This is a genomic window from Streptomyces sp. NPDC001816, assembly GCF_042892235.1.
In the GTDB taxonomy this organism is placed as follows: domain Bacteria; phylum Actinomycetota; class Actinomycetes; order Streptomycetales; family Streptomycetaceae; genus Streptomyces.
Window position 1 is genome coordinate 287,371 of record NZ_JBIATY010000006.1, and the last position, 20,391, is coordinate 307,761.

Below are 20,391 nucleotides of genomic sequence, written 5' to 3' on the forward strand. Positions count from 1 at the left end.
AGCCCCTGAACCCATGGGGACACACCAGCCCGAGGAGCGCCCCGACATGAGCCTGACCCTGAGGACCATCAGCCGCGAGCAGCATCTGGCCTACATCCAGAGCCTGCCGGCGGCGAGCCACATGCAGGTCCCGGCCTGGGCCGATGTGAAGGCGGAGTGGCGCTCGGAGCACCTCGGCTGGTTCGACGAGCGCACCAGCGAGATGGTCGGCGCCGGCCTGGTCCTCTACCGTCAGCTGCCCAAGATCAAGCGCTACCTCGCCTATCTCCCCGAGGGCCCGGTCATCAACTGGTTCGCGCCGAATCTGGACGACTGGATCCAGCCGATGCTGGCGCACCTCAAGCAGCAGGGTGCCTTCTCCGTGAAGATGGGCCCGCCGGTGATCATCCGCCGCTGGGACGCGGAAACCATCAAGCGGGGCATCCAGAGCCCGGACGTGAAGCGCCTGCGCGACATGGAGGCCGACTTCATCGAGCCGCGCGCCTTCGAGGTGGCCGACAAGCTGCGCCGCATGGGCTGGCAGCAGGGCGAGGACGGCGGGGCCGGCTTCGGTGACGTGCAGCCCCGCTACGTCTTCCAGGTGCCGCTGGCGGGCCGCTCCCTGGAAGAGGTCCACAAGAACTTCAACCAGCTGTGGCGCCGCAACATCAAGAAGGCCGAGAAGGCCGGCGTCGAGGTCGTCCAGGGCGGCTACCAGGACCTCGCCGAATGGCAGCGGCTGTACGAGATCACGGCCGTGCGCGACCACTTCCGGCCCCGCCCGCTGTCGTACTTCCAGCGCATGTGGACGGCCCTCAACACCGAGGACCCCAACCGGATGCGGCTGTACTTCGCCCGCCACAACGGCGTGAACCTGTCCGCCGCGACCATGCTGATCGTCGGCGGCCACGTCTGGTACTCCTACGGCGCCTCCGACAACATCGGCCGTGAGGTCCGCCCCTCGAACGCGATGCAGTGGCGGATGCTGCGCGACGCCTACGCGCTCGGCGCCACCGTCTACGACCTGCGCGGTATCTCCGACTCGCTGGACGAGACGGATCACCTGTTCGGCCTGATCCAGTTCAAGGTCGGCACGGGCGGGCAGGCCGCCGAGTACCTGGGCGAATGGGACTTCCCGCTGAACAAGCTGCTCCACAAGGCGCTCGACATCTACATGTCGCGCCGCTGAGCCTCAGGCGTTTGATTCGATAGGCTTCACAGCTTTCGCACCTCTGATTCACCGCAGCCACGAGAAAGGTTCCGGGTCCGGCCATGGCGCTCACGCTCTACGTCGACACCGCGCGCTGGCGGGCGCACCACAAGCACGTGCAGGAGCAGTTCCCGGGCCTCGTCCCGGTCTGCAAGGGCAACGGCTACGGCTTCGGACACGAACGACTGGCCGAGGAGGCCAGGCGCCTGGGTGCGGACATCCTCGCCGTCGGCACCACGTACGAGGCCGCGCGCATCAAGGACTACTTCAGCGGTGACCTGCTGGTTCTGACGCCGTACCGGCGCGGTGAGGAGCCCGTCCCGCTGCCGGACCGGGTGGTCCGCTCGGTGTCGTCGATCGACGGCGTGTACGGCCTCGTGGGCGCCCGTGTCGTCATCGAGGTGATGTCCTCGATGAAGCGGCACGGCATCAGCGAGCAAGACCTGCCGCAGCTGCACTCCGCCATCGAGAACGTCCGGCTGGAGGGCTTCGCCATCCACCTGCCGCTGGACCGCACCGACGGCTCGGACGCCGTCGAGGAAGTCATCGGCTGGATGGACCGGCTGCGGGCGGCCCGACTGCCGCTGCACACCATGTTCGTCAGCCACCTCAAGGCCGAGGAACTCGCCCGGCTCCAGCAGCAGTTCCCGCAGACCCGGTTCCGCGCCCGCATCGGCACCCGGCTGTGGCTGGGGGACCACGAGGCCACCGAGTACCGCGGCGCCGTCCTGGACGTCACGCGCGTGGCCAAGGGCGACCGCTTCGGCTACCGGCAGCAGAAGGCGGCCTCTGACGGCTTCCTGGTGGTCGTGGCAGGCGGTACGTCGCACGGGGTGGGCCTGGAGGCCCCGAAGGCCCTGCACGGCGTCATGCCGCGCGCCAAGGGCGTCGCACGGGCCGGCCTCGCCACGGTGAACCGGAACCTTTCTCCGTTCGTCTGGGGCGGCAAGCAGCGCTGGTTCGCCGAGCCGCCGCACATGCAGGTGTCGATCCTCTTCGTCCCGTCGGACGCCCCCGAGCCGACGGTCGGGGACGAGCTGGTGGCCCATCTGCGGCACACCACCACACAGTTCGACCGGATCGTGGACCGCTAGTCCGGGCTGCCGAAGCGAAAGGCCGTACACGACGTTCGTGTACGGCCTTCTTCATGCGAGGGTGTTCGCTCAGAGCGAACGGTCCTGGTGCGGCGGCTCCGGCCTTCCCCAGTCCACCTGAGGAGCGTCGAAGTGGGCGGCGTGCCGCGGGGGATGGGCCGCCGCGCCGAGCACGAACACGTCCTCCGCGCCGTCGAGCACCCCGCCCGAGGGGTCGTCGTCGCCGGAGCGGCGCACCGCGTCCCGCTCGGGCATGAGGATGTCGCGTACGACGACGGCGCACAGGTACAGCGTGCCCAGCAGGTGCAACGCGATCGCCCAGTGGTAGCCCTGCGTCGGCAGACCCTTGTGGGCGTCTCCGCTGGTCGTGTAGGCGAGGTACATCCAGATGCCCAGGAAGTACGCGACCTCGCACGCCTGCCAGATCAGGAAGTCCCGCCACTTGGGCCGGGCGAGGACGGCCAGCGGCACCAGCCACAGGACGTACTGCGGGGAGTAGACCTTGTTGGTGAGGATGAAGGCCGCCACCATCAGGAACGCGAGCTGGGCGAAGCGCGGCCGGCGCGGAGCGGTGAGCGTGAGTGCCGCGATGCCGAGGAAGCACAGCACCACCAGCACGGTGGCGGAGGTGTTCACGAAGTCGGTGGTGGGCGGGTTGCTGGAGTTCTGCGCCCAGATCAGCCAGAAGGAGCCGAAGTCGACACCCCGGTCGTGGCTGAACGTGTAGAACTTCGACCAGCCCTGGAAGGCGAACAGCATCACCGGCAGGTTCACGACGAGCCAGGCGACGACGGCTCCGCCCACGGCCTGGAAGAACTCCCGCCACTTGCCGGCCCGCCAGCACAGCACCAGCAGCGGGCCGAGCAGGAAGACCGGATAGAGCTTGGCGGCCGTGGCGAGCCCCAGGAGGACTCCGAAGGCGACCGCGCGCCCCCGCGACCACATCAGCATCGCGGCGGCCGTCAGAGCCACCGCCAGCAGGTCCCAGTTGATGGTGGCGGTGAGGGCGAAGGCGGGCGCCAGAGCGACCAGCAGGCCGTCCCAGGGGCGCCGACGGTGGGTGCGGGCCACACAGACGGCGATGGCGGCCGCACAGGCCATCAGCATCCCGGCGTTGACGAACCAGTACCACTGCTCCTGGTGCTGGATGGTGCCGCTGCCGGGCGTGAGCCAGGCGGCCACCTCCATGAACACACCGGTCAGCACCGGGTATTCGAGGTAGTCCATGTCGCCCGGGAGCTTGTCGAAGTACGGCACCAGCCCGTCGGCGAAGCCGCGCCCCTGATAGAGGTGCGGGATGTCCGAGTAGCAGGCGTGCGTGTACTGCGAGCTGGCGCCGAAGAACCAGGCGCTGTGATAGCAGGGCGCCTTCTGGACGAGGCCGAGCGCGAACATGCCGATCGCGACGAGCGCGACGACCCGTACGGGGGTCCACCAGGTCGTCCCGAGCAGGGCGAGCCGCCCGATGGGGCCACCGATCAGCTCACTCCCGGCCGCGGCGACCTCGTCCTCCCTGGTCGGCCGCACCGGCTCCGCACCGGCAGGCCGCACGGGCTCGGGCTCGTGCACGCTTGCGGGCGTCATCTCTGCACTGGGCATGGGCCACATCCTGCCGTACCTGTCTAGGAATACGCCGAGGGCCGCCGCACCTCGTGGATGCCGCGGCCCTCGTTTCACGTGAAACACCCTTGGCGGTCCATATGGCCGCCAATCGGTCAGACTGCCTGGCTAGCCATTCTGACCTGCGAAGATGCCTCCGTTTCCGTTGCCTCTGGTGGTGCCTGTCGTATCCGTGGGAGTCGGACTGGAGGTGACACCCCCGTCCGTCGTACCGCCATCCGTGCCGGTGGGGACGCACTTCCAGTTGTTGCAGGGCTGGCTCACCGTGGGCGACGGCGAGGTGGTCGTCTCGCTGGGCGTGGGACTCGGCGTCTCGCTGGGAGTCTCACTCGGTGTGATGGTGACCGACGGAGTCGGCGAAGGCGCGCCCACCTCGTCCTGGACCTTGCCGATCTCGGTGGCTTCCGGGAAGCCCGGGTCGTTGCTCCCCTTCAGTGCAACCTTCATGTACTCGGTCCACACCGACGTCGGGATGTCACCACCATGGATCGACGGCACGCCGGCCGTGCCGTTCATGGAGAGCAGCTCGTGGTCCTTCGGGTTCTCACGGAACATCGCCACCGAGGTGGACAGCTGCTGGGTGTAGCCCACGAACCAGGCCGACTTGTTGCTGTCCGTGGTACCGGTCTTGCCCGCCGCCGTACGGCCCAGGGCCTTGGCGTTCTGACCCGTACCGTTCTGGATGACGTTCTGCAGGACGTCCGTGACGTTGTTGGCGATGTTCGAGTCCATCGGCTGCCTGACATTGGGCTTCTTGAAGCCGGGCAGGTCCACGCCGTCCTTCTTGAGGCGGGTCACCGAGTACGGATCCGCCTGCTTGCCGGACGCCGCGAAGGTCGCGTAGGCGTCGGCCATGCGGATCGCGCTGGGAGTGGACGTACCGATCGCGAACGACGGGTTGAGGTCCTTCGACATGCTCTGGTCGAGGATGCCGGCCGAGCGGGCCACGTCCCGGACCTTCGACATCCCCACGTCCATGCCGAGCTGGACGAACGGCGTGTTGATGGACTGCTCCATCGCCTTGCGCAGGGTGATGTAGCCCCAGCGGTGGTCACTCTCGTTGCGCTGGTAGAAGGGCGAGCCGTCCTTCTTCAGGACGGTGGAACCGTCCTGGTTCAGGACCTTGAGCTTGTCGTTGCCGTTGTACTTGCTCAGCGGCGAGAGGCCCTCGGGTTGGGTCTTGTACGTCCCGTACTCCATGGCCGCGGCCAGCACGAACGGCTTCCACGTCGAACCGACGGGGACACCCGAGGTATCCGCGTTGTTGGTGAAGTGACCGTTCTCGTAACCGTCACCGCCGTAGAGGGCAACGATCGCGCCGTCGTTGGGCACCACCGACGCCGCACCGAACTGGACGTACTTGTCCAGGTCACGGTGCTTCGGGTCGAGGCGCGACTTCTGGATCTTCTTCACGGCCGCGGTCAGGGCGGTGACCTTCTTCTTCTGGAAGGTCGTGTAGATCTGGTAACCGCCCCGGTCGAAATCCGCCTCCGAGATGTTGGAGTGGTTCAGGACGTACTTCTTCGCTGTGTCGGCCAGGTAGCTGATCTGGCCGGTCATGCCCTTGGTCGCCTTGCGGCCCTGGGGCGTGGGGTACTTCTTGAGGGCCTTCTGGTACTGGTAGTCGGTGAGGTGCTTGTCCTTGTGCATCTCGCCGAGGATCCAGCGCCAGCGATCCTCGGAGCGCTTGGTGTTGGCCTTCTGCGTCGCCGACTTGTCGAGGTCCGGGTTGCCCGCCGGGTCGTAGTACGTCGGGCCCTTCAGCAGCGCCGCGAGGACGGCGCACTGGCTCGGCGTGAGCTTTTCCGCGTCCACGCCGTAGTAGGTCTGGGCCGCGGCCTGGATGCCGTAGGCGCCGCGGCCGTAGTACGAGGTGTTCAGATAGCCCTGGAGGATCTGCGGCTTCGAGAGCTTGGCACCCACCTTTATGGAGATGAACATCTCGCGGAACTTGCGGGTGACGGTCTGGTCCTGGCTCAGGTAGGTGTTCTTGACGAACTGCTGGGTGATGGTCGAACCGCCCTGCGTCTGACCGCCTCGCGCCATGTTGGCCAGGGCTCGGGCGATACCCATGGGGTCGACACCCGAGTCCTTGTAGAAACTCTTGTTCTCGGCCGAGATCACCGCGTACTGCATGGCCCGGGGGATCTTGTCGATGGTGACGTTCTGGCGGTTGACGCCGGTGCCGGTGGCCACCATCTGACTCTTGTCGGCCCAGTAGTACACGTTGTTCTGCGACTGGGCGGCGATGTTCTCGCTGGGGATCTGCACCATCGCGAAGCCGATGCCGACCGCGGCGACGAGACTGCCGACGAAGCCGATGAACAGGCCCGAGACGAGCTTCCAGGACGGCACCCAGCGGTGCCAGCCGTACTTGCCCGCCCGCGGGTAGTCGATGAATCGCTTCTTGCCGGGCGGTGCCGCCGCACGGCCTCTGCCGCGTCCGGGCCCGGTCGGTCCGCCCGGACCGCCGCGCCGGCCGCCCGGACCTGCGTTGTCGGCGGTACGGCGCCTGCCGCCGCCTCTCTGCGCCGCCCGGCGGGCCTCGGCGCGGCTGCCGTAGGGGCGCTCCTCACCCCCCGAGCCGTAGGAGTCCGACCCATGGGAACTGGAACCATAGGAGTCGGCAGAAGACCCGGTGGCGCCTCGCGGTGCCGCACGGCGGCCGGAGGACGGGCCGGGCTGGCCGCGTCGGGCCGCGGCACGTCCGCCTCCCTGCGGCGGCGGCGGTTTGCGACGGTGCTCGCTCATCGAACGATTACTCCTCGGGCAGGCGCACCCGTGCGCGCCTGGAACGGCGGCTGGTTTCCGGTCCCCCCGAAGTACGGATGTGGTCGGTTCCGCATTCACCCGTACTACACCGGGGACCACGACGCCCCCCAGGCGTCACTTGGTTCCCGGTGGTCTGCATGCCGCACAGACTACGCACCGCCAAAACCTGCCGAGCCCCGAGGTTCACCCCAAAACAGACAACTCGCTTCCTACGAATCGGTGATGTGATCCCGTTCACCGTCCTCCCTCTTGTCGCATGCGGAAGGCCGTTCTATCGTCGGGATGTATCGAGTCGATACATCAGCGCGAGATAAAGACGCTGCGGACCGAGAGGAGGCGATCATGAGCCGGCGTTCCGGCATCCTTGAGTTCGCCGTACTCGGGCTGCTGCGCGAGTCCCCGATGCACGGCTACGAGCTGCGCAAACGACTCAACACGTCGCTGGGTGTGTTCCGGGCGTTCAGCTACGGGACCCTCTACCCCTGCCTCAAGACGCTGGTCGCCAACGGCTGGTTGATCGAGGAAGGCAGCGCCCATGACGACGCCCTCGCCGCTCCCCTCGCCGGACGCCGCGCGAAGATCGTGTACCGGTTGACGGCAGAAGGTAAGGAGCACTTCGAGGAGCTTCTTTCACAAACCGGTCCTGACGCGTACGAGGACGAGCACTTCGCCGCACGGTTCGCCTTCTTCGGGCAGACGTCGCGTGATGTGCGCATGCGCGTGCTGGAGGGCCGGCGCAGCCGCCTGGAGGAGCGCCTGGAGAAGATGCGCGCCTCCCTGGCGCGCACCCGGGAGCGCCTCGACGACTACACGCTTGAGCTCCAGCGCCACGGGATGGAGTCCGTGGAGCGCGAAGTGCGCTGGCTGAACGAGCTCATCGAGAGCGAGCGGGCCGGTCGGGACCTGAAGGGTTCCGCATCCGGGGGGTCCGCTCAGCAGGACACCACAACTGGAGCGACGGGCGGCCTGCCCCGTCCCGGGGAAACCCCCCGGACGGATACGCCCGGCGACACCGCCACGTGAGACCCACTCAGGGCCTCACTCGTACACACAGGGAGCAACCGGAATGGGTTCGGTTCGCGTAGCCATCGTCGGCGTGGGCAACTGCGCCGCGTCGCTGGTGCAGGGAGTCGAGTACTACAAGGACGCCGACCCGGCGTCGAAGGTCCCCGGCCTGATGCACGTGCAGTTCGGCGACTACCACGTCGGTGACGTCGAGTTCGTCGCCGCCTTCGACGTGGACGCCAAGAAGGTCGGCCTCGACCTCGCGGACGCGATCGGCGCCTCCGAGAACAACACCATCAAGATCGCCGACGTTCCGAACACCGGCGTCACGGTCCAGCGCGGCCACACCCTCGACGGCCTCGGCAAGTACTACCGCCTGACCATCGAGGAGTCCGCCGAGGAGCCGGTCGACGTCGTCCAGGTCCTCAAGGACAAGCAGGTCGATGTGCTCGTCTGCTACCTGCCCGTTGGATCCGAGGACGCGGCGAAGTTCTACGCCCAGTGCGCCATCGACGCCAAGGTCGCCTTCGTCAACGCCCTTCCGGTCTTCATCGCCGGCACCAAGGAGTGGGCGGACAAGTTCACCGAGGCGGGCGTCCCGATCGTCGGTGACGACATCAAGTCCCAGGTCGGCGCCACCATCACGCACCGCGTCATGGCGAAGCTGTTCGAGGACCGTGGTGTGCGCCTCGAGCGCACGATGCAGCTGAACGTCGGCGGCAACATGGACTTCAAGAACATGCTCGAGCGTGACCGCCTGGAGTCCAAGAAGATCTCCAAGACGCAGGCCGTCACCTCCCAGATCCCCGACCGGGACCTCGGCGAGAAGAACGTCCACATCGGCCCGTCCGACTACGTGGCCTGGCTGGACGACCGCAAGTGGGCGTACGTCCGCCTCGAGGGCCGCGCCTTCGGCGAGGTCCCGCTGAACCTGGAGTACAAGCTCGAGGTCTGGGACTCCCCGAACTCCGCCGGCATCATCATCGACGCCCTGCGCGCCGCGAAGATCGCCAAGGACCGCGGCATCGGCGGCCCGATCCTGTCGGCGTCGAGCTACTTCATGAAGTCCCCGCCGGTCCAGTACTTCGACGACGAGGCCCGCGAGAACGTCGAGAAGTTCATCCGCGGTGACGTCGAGCGCTAGTCGGCACCACGCGGTGCGCTAGCTCGACAGCCAGGCGCACCGCACAGAACGCTCCTGCCAGGGCTGTGAGGGTCCCCGGGTTTCCTGACCCGGGGACCCTCGGCATATGTGAGGCTTTGCTCCATGCCCGTCGTCCGTGACCTGCGCGTCCTGCTGCGTCTGCGGGACTTCCGACGCCTGCTGTCCGTACGCCTCCTCTCGCAGGGCGCCGACGGCGTCTATCAGGTCGCGCTCGCCGCGTACGTCGTCTTCTCCCCGGAGAAACAGACCTCGGCCATGGCGATCGCCTCGGCGATGGCGGTCCTGCTGCTCCCTTACTCGCTGGTCGGTCCCTTCGCGGGCGTCCTGCTGGACCGCTGGCGCCGCCGCCAGGTCCTCGTGTACGGCAACCTGCTGCGCGCGCTGCTGGCGGCGGCCACCGCCGTGCTGATGGTCAGCTCGGTGCCGGACTGGCTGTTCTATGTCTCCGCGCTGTGCGTCACGGCCGTCAACCGCTTCGTCCTCGCCGGGCTGTCGGCCGCCCTGCCGCGCGTGGTCGACGCCGAGCGCCTGGTGATCGCCAACTCCCTGTCCCCGACGGCCGGAACACTCGCCGCGACCGCGGGCGGCGGCCTCGCCTTCCTCGTACGGCTCGTGGCGTCGGGCTCCGATGCCGCGGTGATCCTGCTCGGCGCCTTCCTCTATCTCTGTGCCGCGCTGACCTCACTGAGGATGGCTCCCGCGCTGCTGGGCCCCGACCGGCTGCCGACGCAGCCCCGCCTGCCGACCGCGGTCGCCGACACCGCACGCGATCTGCTCGCGGCCGTGCGGCACCTGGCCGAGCCCCGGCGCCGGGAAGCGGCCTGGGCGCTGGCCTCGATGACGCTGATGCGCTTCTGCTACGGCGCGCTCTTCGTCCTGCTCCTCATGCTGTGCCGGTACACCCTCGCCGCGACCCCGGACGAAGGACTCCGGCTGCTCGGACTCGCCGTGGCGGTGTCCGGCGCGGGCTTCTTCACGGCCGCCGTGGTGACACCGTGGGCGGTGGGACGGCTCGGCCCCGGCCGCTGGATCGTGGTCTGCTCCGGTGTGGCCGCGGTTCTGGAGCCTGCGCTGGGTCTGCCGTTCGCCACCGGCCCCCTGATGGTCGCGACCTTCGTCCTGGGGTTGATCACTCAGGGAGCCAAGATCTCTACGGACACGATCGTCCAGTCCTCGGTCGAGGACGGTTTCCGGGGCCGGATCTTCTCCGTGTACGACGTCCTCTTCAACGTCGCCTTCGTGTGCGCTGCCGGAGTGGCCGCCCTGATGCTCCCGCCGGACGGCCGGTCAGCGGTGCTGGTGGTGTTCGTCGCCCTGATCTATGGCGGGGTCGCGGTGGGCATGGCCCGCTTCGAAGCGCGCCGAGACAGCAGTGGGGGCGATGTTTCACGTGAAACATCGCCCCCTCGCTAGGCCCCTCGGTCATGTTTCACGTGAAACATGACCCGTCCACGGCCTCAGCTCTGCTCGGCCCACCACTCCTTGAGGGCCGCCACCGCCGCATCGTGCTCCATCGGACCGTTCTCCAGGCGCAGCTCCAGCATGTGCTTGTACGCCTTGCCGATGACGGGGCCGGGACCGACGCCCAGGATCTCCATGATCTGGTTGCCGTCCAGGTCCGGGCGGATCGAGTCCAGCTCCTCCTTCTCCTGGAGCTGCCCGATGCGCTCCTCCAGGCCGTCGTAGGCCCGCGACAGCGCGGCCGCCTTCCGCTTGTTCCGCGTGGTGCAGTCGGAGCGGGTCAGCTTGTGCAGGCGGTCCAGGAGCGGGCCCGCGTCACGGACGTAGCGGCGCACCGCCGAATCCGTCCACTCACCGGTGCCGTAGCCGTGGAAGCGCAGGTGGAGTTCGACCAGACGCGAGACGTCCTTCACCAGGTCGTTGGAGTACTTCAGGGCCGTCATGCGCTTCTTGGTCATTTTCGCGCCCACCATCTCGTGGTGGTGGAACGAGACCCGGCCGTCCTTCTCGAAGCGGCGGGTGCGCGGCTTGCCGATGTCATGCAGCAGCGCGGCCAGGCGCAGCGTGAGGTCGGGGCCGTCCTCCTCCAGCGCCATCGCCTGCTCCAGCACGATCAGCGTGTGGTCGTAGACGTCCTTGTGCCGGTGGTGCTCGTCACGCTCCAGGTGCAGGGCCGGCAGCTCGGGCAGGACGTGGTCGGCGAGCCCGGTGTCGACCAGAAGACTCAGACCCTTGCGCGGGTTCGCGGAGAGGATCAGCTTGTTCAGCTCGTCCCGCACCCGCTCGGCCGAGACGATCTCGATCCGCCCGGCCATGTCCGTCATCGCCGTCACGACCTCGGAAGCCACTTGGAAGTCCAGCTGGGCGGCGAACCGGGCAGCCCGCATCATCCGCAGCGGATCGTCCGAGAACGACTCCTCGGGCGTACCAGGGGTGCGCAGCACCCGGGCCGCGAGGTCCTCCAGGCCGCCGTGCGGGTCGATGAACTCCTTCTCCGGCAGCGCCACGGCCATCGCGTTCACCGTGAAGTCCCGACGGACCAGATCCTGCTCGATGGAGTCGCCGTACGACACCTCGGGCTTGCGCGAGGTGCGGTCGTACGCCTCGGACCGGTAGGTGGTCACCTCGATCAGGTAGCCGTCCTTCTGCGCCCCGACCGTGCCGAAGGCGATCCCGACCTCCCAGACGGCGTCCGCCCAGGGCCGCACGATCTTCAGTACGTCCTCGGGGCGCGCGTCGGTGGTGAAATCCAGGTCGTTGCCGAGCCGGCCGAGCAACGCGTCGCGGACCGAGCCGCCCACCAGGGCGAGCGAGAACCCGGCCTCCTGGAAACGGCGGGCGAGATCGTCGGCCACGGGGGCCACCCGTAGCAGCTCGCTCACAGCGCGTTGCTGCGCCTGGCTCAGGGCAGAGGGATTGTCATCGATGGGGTTCGGCACAACAGAAGAGGGTACGTGGCCCCGGCGCCCCGGGGCGCCTCGATTGAACGGGCACGGATGCCTCCTGCCATAAGCGCACAAGGGCTGCGCTTACGGCGTACATCCGCTCTCCCCTCGATACTGGATATAGAGGACGGGTCGCTACTGCCCCACGATCTTGCGGAGCAGACCGCGGCACTTCACCTCAGCGCGCCTCGTTACCATGCGTGGACGCACATTCCGACGACCACTGACGACGACGAGGGACGGGCGAGCGCGTGGCCGAGGCGGCTGACTTCCAGGGGACCAGTGCCTCACCGGTGCGCCGGTGGCTGCGGCGCACCGGAGGACTGTTCGCCGGTGTGCCCCTGCTGGCCGGGCTCCTCCAGCTGCCCGCCGCAGGGCCGGCACAGGCCGCTTCCTCGGACGCCGTGTCCGTCTCGGTGGACTCACTCAGCCCCAGCGCCCCCACGGACGGCGACACGCTGACCGTGTCCGGCACGGTGACCAACAACGGCAAGCAGGCCGTCACCGGCGCCCACGTGGGCCTGCGGGTGAGTCGCATGCTGAACACGCGCTCGGCGATCGACGGGGTCGCCCAGCGCTCCGACGACCTCCAGAGCACCACCGGCACCGAGGTCGGTGGAAAGTACGAGGAGAAGTTCGCCAAGCTGGCCCCGGGCATCGCCGAGCACTTCAGCATCTCGGTCCCGGTGGACAAGCTGGAGCTCGGCGACGACGGCGTCTACGAGTTCGGCGTCGCCCTGTCCGGCCAGACCGCCGCGCAGCCCTGGGAGCAGGTGCTCGGCGTCCAGCAGACGTTCCTGCCGTGGCAGCCCTCCGAGGCCGACACGAAGACGAAGACGACGTTCCTGTGGCCGCTGATCTCCACGGTCCACATGACGGCCCGGACAGGTGCCGGCGAGCTGCAGACGCCGGTGTTCCTCAACGACGACCTGGCCAAGGAGCTCGCCCCGGGCGGCCGGCTGGCGCAGATGCTGGAGCTGGGCAAGGACCTCGACGTCACCTGGGTGATCGACCCGGACCTGCTGGCGTCGGTGGATGCGATGGCGGGCAACTACCGCGTCCAGGGCGAGGGCAACACCACCACGGCCGGCACCCACCAGGCGGTCGCCAAGCAGTGGCTGGCCGGCCTGCAGAAGGCCGTGGCGGGCAAGGAGGTCGTCGCCCTGCCCTTCGCCGACCCGGACCTGGCCTCCCTCGCGCACAACGGCACCAGCGTCACCGGCTCGCTCAGCCACCTCAAGGAAGCCACCGACGTCGCCGCCACCACCGTGCAGACCGTGCTTCATGTCACACCGACCACGGACTTCGCCTGGCCGGTGGAAGGCGCCGTGGACCCGTCGATCATGAAGGTCGCCACCTCGGCCGGTGCCGACCGGGTGATCGCCCGCAGCGACAGCCTCCAGGAGACCGCCGGGCTGTCGTACACGCCCTCCGCAGCCCGCCCCGTCGGCGGCGGTACGACGGCGGTGGTGGCCGACGCACGGCTGTCCACGGCCTTCGCGGGCGATCTGACCAAGGCGGACAGGGCCACGCTCGCCGTGCAGGAGTTCCTGGCGCAGAGCCTGGAGGTGAACGCGCAGACGGACGAGCAGCGCAGCATCGTCGTCGCTCCGCAGCGCATGCCGTCGGCGAGCCAGGCCCAGGCGATGGCGACGGCGCTGAAGGCGCTCCAGGACGGCACCTGGTCGCAGTCGCAGACCCTCACCGCGGCCGCCAAGGCCAAGCCCGACCCGGACGCCACCACACGCATCCCGTCCACGTCCGCCTACCCCTCCTCGCTGCGCAAGCAGGAGCTGCCCAGGACGGCCTTCGAGCAGATCGCGCGCACCCAGGAGAAGCTCGACAACTTCAAGGTGATCCTCAGCGACCAGTCCCGTGTGGTCACCCCGTTCGGCAGGGCCATAAACCGTGAGATGTCCACGTCGTGGCGAGGCCGCGGCACGCAGGCGGACTCCTTCCGGGGCGACGTGGAGAACTGGCTCGACGAACTGGCCAATCAGGTCAAGCTGATCGACAAGTCCGAGACCAAGCTCTCCGGGCGCAGCGCCACCATCCCGGTGACCGTCCAGAACAACCTGGTCCAGCCCGTGAACCACCTCGTGCTCCGGCTCACCTCGACGAACCCGACCCGCCTGAAGATCCGCGGCAGGGCCTACTACGAGCAGCGCGTCGAGGTCTCCGGCGGCCACAGCCAGTCCGTGAAGTTCACCACCTCGGCCAACGCCAACGGCCGGGTCTCGGTCTTCGCCCAGCTGTACACCGAGGACGGCCAGGCATACGGCGACCAAGTCCAGTTCGATGTGAAGGTCACCGAGGTCACGCCCACGGTCATGCTGGTCATCGGCGGCGGCGTGCTCCTCCTCGTCCTGGCCGGCTTCCGGATGTACACCCAGCGCAAGCGCGCGGCCGCCCGTCAGGCCGAGGACGACGGCCCCGACGCCACGGGGGAGGACACCGGTGAGAAGCCCGGGAACCCCGGGGCCCCCGGGGACCGTCTCCCGGAGGAGTCCGACGCCTCCTCCGGGGCAGACGACCCGGAGCAGCCGAGTGACCCTGCACCGGACACCGCACCGGAAAGCGCCGACCCGTCCGGGACGGGTGAGAGAGTGGACCGTTGAGCGATGTCGTGGCCGGTGTGGCCCGGGACGATGAGGTGGGGTAACCATGAACGCGCCGTACGACGGTGACCGCGCTCCGGGCGCAGCCGGCTCCGGCTACCCCGAGCCGACGCCCGAGCCCGGGCAGGTGCCGCCGCAGCACGCTGCGGACATGTACCTCCAGGACGCCTACGACCAGGACCCCTACCGAGACCACGATCTCGCCGCCCAGGACCCGGTCGCCGAAGCGCTCTACGACCGTGCCGCGCACCCCCCGCCGCCCCCGGGCACGTACGAGCAGCAGCAGCCGCTGTACGGCCGGCCGGCCCAGTCGCCGTACGCCCCCGACCCGCGCGTGTGGGCCCAGACCCCGGCGCCGGAGCCGGAGGGCGCGGCCCAGTACCTGCCGTACGGTGACGACCCGCGTACGACCCAGTTCGTGGGCGTGGACGACCTGGTGACGCACTCCGGCGAGGAGTACCACCAGCCCGACGCCTTCGCGCACCTCTTCCGGGACCAGCAGCAGGGCGGTACGCCCGCGCCGATGGATCCCCCGGCCGTTCCCGGCCCGGCTGCCGTGCCGGGTCCCGGGCAGGGCCCAGCGGCTCCGTACCCGGCGCCGCCGCAGGCCCAGAGCCCGCAGTACGCGAACCAGTACGCCGAGACGCCGTACCAGGGCGGTCCGCCCGCCCCCGGGCAGCCGGTCCAGCCGCCGGTGCCGGCCCCGGCCGCGGCTCCCGAGCCCGCCGGTCCGTCCGCTGCCGCGGAGGCCTCCGCACCCGCGGCTCCCGCCACGAAGAAGGGCGGGAAGGCCGCCGGGCTGCTCAAGTCCAGCGCGGTCATGGCGGCGGGCACCATGGTGTCCCGGCTCACCGGTTTCATCCGCTCCGCGCTGATCGCGGCCGCGCTGGGCCTCGGCTTCCTCGCCGACTCCTTCCAGGTGGCCTATCAGCTGCCGACGATGATCTACATCCTTACGGTCGGCGGCGGTCTCAACTCCGTCTTCGTGCCCCAGCTGGTGCGCTCGATGAAGGAGGACGAGGACGGTGGCGAGGCCTTCGCCAACCGGCTGCTGACCCTCGTGATGGTGGCGCTGGCCGCGCTGACCGCTCTCGCGATGCTCGCGGCGCCGCTGCTGGTGCGGGCACTGTCTCCCACCATCGCCGACAACCCTGCGGCCAACGACGTCGCGGTCACCTTCACCCGCTACTTCCTGCCCTCGATCTTCTTCATGGGCATCCACGTGGTGATGGGTCAGATCCTGAACGCGCGCGGGAAGTTCGGCGCGATGATGTGGACGCCGGTCCTGAACAACATCGTCATCATCCTCTCGCTCGGCGCGTTCATCTGGGTCTACGGCACCGCCGCCAACTCCCACCTGGCCGTCACCAACATTCCGCCGCAGGGTCAGCGACTGCTCGGTGTCGGTGTGCTGCTCGGCCTGGTCGTCCAGGCCCTCGCGATGATCCCCTACCTGCGCGAGACCGGATTCCGGATCCGGCTGCGCTTCGACTGGAAGGGCCACGGCCTGGGCAAGGCCGCGATGCTCGCCAAGTGGACGATCCTGTTCGTTCTCGCCAACCAGGTGGGCGCCATGGTCGTGACGCAGCTCTCCACCGCTGCCGGCGACGCCTCCGGTGTCAAGGGCACCGGCTTCGCCGCCTACGCCAACGCCCAGCTGATCTGGGGCCTGCCGCAGGCCATCATCACGGTGTCCCTCATGGCCGCGCTACTGCCGCGCATCTCCCGCTCGGCCTCCGAAGGTGACGGCGGCGCCGTCCGCGACGACATCTCCCAGGGCCTGCGCACCACCGCGGTCGCCATCGTGCCCATCGCCTTCGGTTTCCTCGCGCTCGGCATCCCGATGTGCACGCTGATCTTCGGCTCCGCGGGCACCAGCTCAGCCGTCAACATGGGTTACATGCTGATGGCCTTCGCCCTCGGCCTGATCCCGTACTCCGTGCAGTACGTGGTCCTGCGCGCCTTCTACGCCTACGAGGACACCCGGACGCCCTTCTACAACACCGTCATCGTGGCGGCGGTCAATGCGGGCGCCTCCGCGCTCTGCTACTTCCTGCTGCCGGCCCGCTGGGCGGTCGCGGGCATGGCCGCCGCGTACGGCCTCGCCTACGCGATCGGTGTGGGCGTCGCCTGGCGCAGGCTGCGCAAGCGGCTCGGCGGTGACCTGGATGGCGCACGGGTGCTGCGGACGTACGCGCGGCTCGGCATCGCCTCGGTACCGGCGGCCCTGCTCAGCGGTGCGGCCTGCTACGGCATCGGACACACCCTCGGTCAGGGCGTCATCGGATCCTTCGCGGCGCTGGTCGTCGGCGGTGCGGTCCTGCTCGGCGTCTTCTTCGTGGCCGCCCGCCGGATGCGGATCGACGAACTCAACTCGCTCGTGGGCATGGTGCGCGGGCGTCTGGGTCGCTGAGGCGGGGGTAGGCGCACAACCATCGTCCGCAGCTGTGTGTCGTGCATAGCGGCGGACTGTGGGCACAATTGGATTCGGCGTCGGACAGCGTGCAACGGATGGGGAGGCAGGGACGACGGTGGCGGAACGGAGTACGGCTGCCGTCGACGTGGCAGACAACAGCGGCGAGCAGCCGCTGACCGCCAAGGCGGACCAGTCCACGGCCGACGGGGTGGCCCAGAACCCGGAGCGGGACACGGACAGCGAGGGGCAGGGGAGCGGCGGGACGGACGGTCACGGAAAGAAGGCCTCACCGCCAGAACTGCACAGCGGTCACAAACTCGCCAGACGCTACCGTCTCGAGGAGTGCGTCACCCGTCTGGACGGATTCAGCAGCTGGCGTGCGGTCGACGAGAAACTCCGTCGCGCCGTCGGCGTCCACATCCTTCCCGCGGACCATGCGCGGGCCCGGTCGGTACTGGCCGCCGCCCGTTCCTCGGCGCTGCTCGGCGATCCACGCTTCGTCCAGGTCCTGGACGCCGTCGAAGAGAACGACCTCGTCTACGTCGTGCACGAGTGGCTGCCCGACGCCACCGAACTGACCGCGCTGCTGGCGGCCGGCCCGCTGGAGCCGCACGACGCCTACCAGATGGTCAGTCAGGTCGCCTCCGCCATGGCCGCCGCACACCGCGAGGGCCTCGCCCATCTGCGGCTGAACCCGAACGCCGTCCTGCGCGCCTCCACCGGTCAGTGGCGCATCCGCGGCCTCGCCGTGAACGCGGCGCTGCGCGGCATCAGTTCCGACACCCCGCAGCGCACCGACACCGAGTCGATCGGCGCCCTGCTGTACGCGGCGCTGACCCAGCGCTGGCCGTACGAGAACGACGCCTACGGCCTGTCCGGCCTGCCCAAGGACATCGGCCTGATCGCCCCGGACCAGGTGCGCGCCGGGGTCCACCGCGGCCTGTCCGAACTCGCCATGCGCGCCCTCGTCAACGACGGGGCCACCGCGTCCCGGCACGAGGCTCCATGCACGACGCCGGAGGAGCTGGTCAAGGCGATCGGTGAGATGCCCCGCATCCGCCCGCCGGAGCCGGCGTTCACGGCCCCGCCGGAGTACCAGCGCACGACGTACCAGCAGGGCACGTACGGCCGCCCCGCAGCGCGCCCCGGCACCACGCAGCCGATCGTGGCCCCGCCGCCCCCGCTGCAGAGCCGCACCGGCAAGGCCCTGAAGTGGGCTGTCTCGGCCCTCCTCATCGCCGCCTTGGGCCTGGGCAGCTGGCAGCTGGCAGACGCCCTGATGGGCCAGGGCGACAAGTCGGACGACACCAACAAGACGCAGGTTCAGGACGGCGGGGACAAGGGCCCGAAGAAGCCGACGTCCGGCACTCCCGTCCCCATCAAGGGCGGCCGCGACTTCGACCCGTTCAGCGACGACCGCTCTGAAAACCCTGATGACATAACGAAGGCCTTCGACAACAGTCCGTCCACCAACTGGGAGACGAGCTTCTACCTGAGCCCGGAGTTCGGCAATCTGAAGCCGGGCGTCGGGATGGTCCTCGACCTCGGCAAGGTCCAGCAGGTCGGAAAGGTGACGGTCACCTTCGTCGGGCAGACTTCGGTCGAGCTCCGTGCCGCCGGCGCGGACGCGGGGTCGGAACCGACATCGCTTGACGCCTATACCAAGGCTGCCAGCGGATCGGGCACGACGGTGGTACTCAAGCCTGGCAGGTCCCTCAAGACGCAGTACCTCCTGGTGTGGCTGACCAAGCTGCCCTCAGACGGGGGAGACCACTGGCGGGGCAGAGTGGCAGACATCAAGGTGACCAGCTGAGGTCTCCGCTCGGGAGGGGCAGATGGCAGAGGGCGCCGGATACGACGGAGTGAGCGACCAGGACCTGCTCGCCCGCCATGTGGAAGGCGACCCCGATGCCTTCGGTGAGATCGTGCGGCGGCATCGGGACCGGCTCTGGGCGGTGGCGCTGCGGACGCTGGGGGACCGGGAGGAGGCCGCCGACGCCGTCCAGGATGCGCTGGTGTCGGCCTACCGGGCCGCGCACACCTTCCGAGGGCAGTCGGCCGTCACGACCTGGCTGCATCGCATCACCGTGAACGCCTGCCTGGACCGGGCCCGCAAGGCCGCCTCCAGGAAGACCGCTCCGGTCGACGACACCGAGCGGCTGGAGCAACTGCTGGAGCCGCACGAGTCGGCCTCCGCTCCTGCCGAGCGGAACGATGTGCACCGCCAGCTCCTCGAAGCGCTCGGCACGCTTCCGTATGAGCAGCGTGCGGCTCTGGTCCTCGTGGACATGCAGGGCTACCCCGTGGCCGAGGCCGCCCGGATCCTTGATGTGCCGACGGGGACGGTGAAGAGCCGGTGCGCCCGGGGCCGGGCCAGACTTGTTCCGCTGCTCACCCATTTGCGGCCCGGAAGCACCGGTGACGAAAAAGATCCCGAGCCGGGACGGAACCGGGTGGAAGGGAAATCCGTCCCACCTGCGGCAGGTCCTCATGACAAGGGTCCGGGACGTACGGGTCCGAGCGATTCAACCGCAGTGAAGGGCGGAGGTGGGCGAGCGTGACTTCCTCGACAGACACGGCCGGGCACCCGGATGTCGCCGAGATCTCCGACCTCACCGAAGGCCTCCTCCCACCGGACCGGAGTGCGGAACTACGGCGCCACCTGGAAGGGTGCGAGCTGTGCGCGGACGTGCATGCCTCGCTGGAGGAGATCCGGGGGCTGCTTGGCACCATGCCGGGCCCGACGCGCATGCCCGCGGGCGTCGCCGGGCGTATCGATGCCGCCCTCGCCGCCGAAGCGCTGCTTGCCTCCACCGCACCTGAAGCTCTGGACGCACCCCTCCTCGTTTCCGGATCCGAAGAGCCGACGCGCACGGGCGGTCATGTTTCACGTGAAACATCGGTCCCGTCGGACCGCCCCCTCGGGCGCCCCAGCGGATCTACCGGCCCGGGACGGAAGGGACGCGAGCGCGGCCGGCGCCGCAGGACCGTCGCCCTGGGTGCCGTTCTCACCGCCGCCGTCCTGGGGGCCGGGTCCCTCGTCCTCCAGTCACTCGTCAGCGGTGGCTCCGACACAACGGCTCACGGTCGGCCGACACCGGCCGCCAGCGCGTTCTCCGGGGACAGCGTGCAGAGCCAGGTGAAGGACCTGCTCGCCACGAAGAAGGGCACGGAGCGGGGCTCCGAGAGCCAGCGGCCGCGCTCGGGCATCGACTCCCAGCAGAACAGCCCCGGGTCCACGCAGAGCGCGAACACCCTCATCCAGACCCAGCCCTCGGTTCCCGACTGCGTCCGGAAGGCGATCAACAGCAGCGACGACGCCCTCGGCGCCAAGACCGGTACCTATGCCGGCAGGAGTGCCTATCTCGTCGTGATGCCCGACGCCGGCGACAACACCCGGGTCACGGCCTATGTCGTCGACGCGGACTGCGTCCACCAGGACCCCTCGTCTGCCGGCAAGGTCCTGCTCAAGCAGTCCCTCCCTCGAACCTGAGTCCGGAGAGCATTCGTCTCCGTCTGTGCGGTCATCCGAACCGTGTGCGATCCCCGTGTGCCCGGACACACCGGGAATGCGCGCCCCTTAGGATCCGTTGGGTGGGGTGAGAG

General features: G+C 69.1%; 13 protein-coding genes. 10 read left to right on the forward strand and 3 right to left on the reverse strand.

The genetic code is table 11. The features are described from left to right. Window positions 1-46 precede the first annotated feature (46 nt). Together femX and ACFYZZ_RS23140 are read left to right on the forward strand one after the other, a co-directional pair. Window positions 47-1,168 (forward strand): peptidoglycan bridge formation glycyltransferase FemX, encoded by a 1,122-nt coding sequence (femX, locus tag ACFYZZ_RS23135; protein WP_386572623.1) that lies wholly within the window; start codon window positions 47-49, stop codon window positions 1,166-1,168. 83 nt (window positions 1,169-1,251) lie between these two features. Then, entirely contained in the window at window positions 1,252-2,283 is a 1,032-nt protein-coding gene (locus ACFYZZ_RS23140) for an alanine racemase (protein ID WP_389178975.1), read from the forward strand. 69 nt (window positions 2,284-2,352) lie between these two features. Here the strand turns inward: ACFYZZ_RS23140 and ACFYZZ_RS23145 are convergent, their stop codons facing one another. Both ACFYZZ_RS23145 and ACFYZZ_RS23150 read right to left on the reverse strand, forming a co-directional pair. After that, window positions 2,353-3,882 (reverse strand): glycosyltransferase family 87 protein, encoded by a 1,530-nt coding sequence (locus ACFYZZ_RS23145; RefSeq protein ID WP_389178978.1) that lies wholly within the window; start codon window positions 3,880-3,882, stop codon window positions 2,353-2,355. Between the two features lie 129 nt (window positions 3,883-4,011). Further along, on the reverse strand, window positions 4,012-6,654 hold the full coding sequence (locus ACFYZZ_RS23150) for a transglycosylase domain-containing protein (protein WP_389178981.1): 2,643 nt from the start codon (window positions 6,652-6,654) through the stop codon (window positions 4,012-4,014). Between the two features lie 363 nt (window positions 6,655-7,017). Here ACFYZZ_RS23150 and ACFYZZ_RS23155 point away from each other — a divergent pair, with 363 nt between their 5' ends. The 3 genes from ACFYZZ_RS23155 to ACFYZZ_RS23165 all read left to right on the forward strand — a co-directional run bounded on the left by ACFYZZ_RS23155 (window position 7,018) and on the right by ACFYZZ_RS23165 (window position 10,258). Beyond that, window positions 7,018-7,698 (forward strand): PadR family transcriptional regulator, encoded by a 681-nt coding sequence (locus tag ACFYZZ_RS23155; protein WP_389178984.1) that lies wholly within the window; start codon window positions 7,018-7,020, stop codon window positions 7,696-7,698. 43 nt (window positions 7,699-7,741) lie between these two features. After that, window positions 7,742-8,824, forward strand: a complete 1,083-nt coding sequence (locus ACFYZZ_RS23160; protein WP_389178987.1) for an inositol-3-phosphate synthase — start codon at window positions 7,742-7,744, stop codon at window positions 8,822-8,824. 123 nt (window positions 8,825-8,947) lie between these two features. Further along, window positions 8,948-10,258, forward strand: coding sequence for an MFS transporter (locus ACFYZZ_RS23165; protein ID WP_389178990.1), 1,311 nt, complete (start codon window positions 8,948-8,950; stop codon window positions 10,256-10,258). Window positions 10,259-10,302: 44 nt separating this feature from the next. Here ACFYZZ_RS23165 and ACFYZZ_RS23170 read toward each other — a convergent pair whose 3' ends face one another. After that, the gene (locus ACFYZZ_RS23170; protein ID WP_389178993.1) at window positions 10,303-11,745 is read right to left on the reverse strand and encodes a CCA tRNA nucleotidyltransferase; all 1,443 of its coding nucleotides are present in this window, start codon (window positions 11,743-11,745) and stop codon (window positions 10,303-10,305) included. Between the two features lie 257 nt (window positions 11,746-12,002). Here ACFYZZ_RS23170 and ACFYZZ_RS23175 point away from each other — a divergent pair, with 257 nt between their 5' ends. The 5 genes from ACFYZZ_RS23175 to ACFYZZ_RS23195 all read left to right on the forward strand — a co-directional run bounded on the left by ACFYZZ_RS23175 (window position 12,003) and on the right by ACFYZZ_RS23195 (window position 20,278). Beyond that, window positions 12,003-14,369, forward strand: coding sequence for a DUF6049 family protein (locus tag ACFYZZ_RS23175; RefSeq protein ID WP_389178996.1), 2,367 nt, complete (start codon window positions 12,003-12,005; stop codon window positions 14,367-14,369). A gap of 46 nt (window positions 14,370-14,415) precedes the next feature. Further along, window positions 14,416-16,782 carry a murein biosynthesis integral membrane protein MurJ gene (murJ, locus tag ACFYZZ_RS23180; RefSeq protein ID WP_389178999.1) on the forward strand — a complete coding sequence of 789 codons (2,367 nt, stop codon included), beginning with the start codon at window positions 14,416-14,418 and terminating at the stop codon, window positions 16,780-16,782. Window positions 16,783-16,900: 118 nt separating this feature from the next. Continuing rightward, on the forward strand, window positions 16,901-18,598 hold the full coding sequence (locus tag ACFYZZ_RS23185) for a serine/threonine protein kinase (RefSeq protein WP_389179002.1): 1,698 nt from the start codon (window positions 16,901-16,903) through the stop codon (window positions 18,596-18,598). A 22-nt stretch (window positions 18,599-18,620) separates the two neighbouring features. After that, window positions 18,621-19,346, forward strand: a complete 726-nt coding sequence (gene sigM, locus ACFYZZ_RS23190; RefSeq protein WP_389179005.1) for an RNA polymerase sigma factor SigM — start codon at window positions 18,621-18,623, stop codon at window positions 19,344-19,346. Continuing rightward, on the forward strand, window positions 19,343-20,278 hold the full coding sequence (locus ACFYZZ_RS23195) for an anti-sigma factor family protein (protein WP_389179008.1): 936 nt from the start codon (window positions 19,343-19,345) through the stop codon (window positions 20,276-20,278). The genes sigM and ACFYZZ_RS23195 overlap by 4 nt, the downstream gene beginning before the upstream one ends. Window positions 20,279-20,391 lie beyond the last annotated feature (113 nt).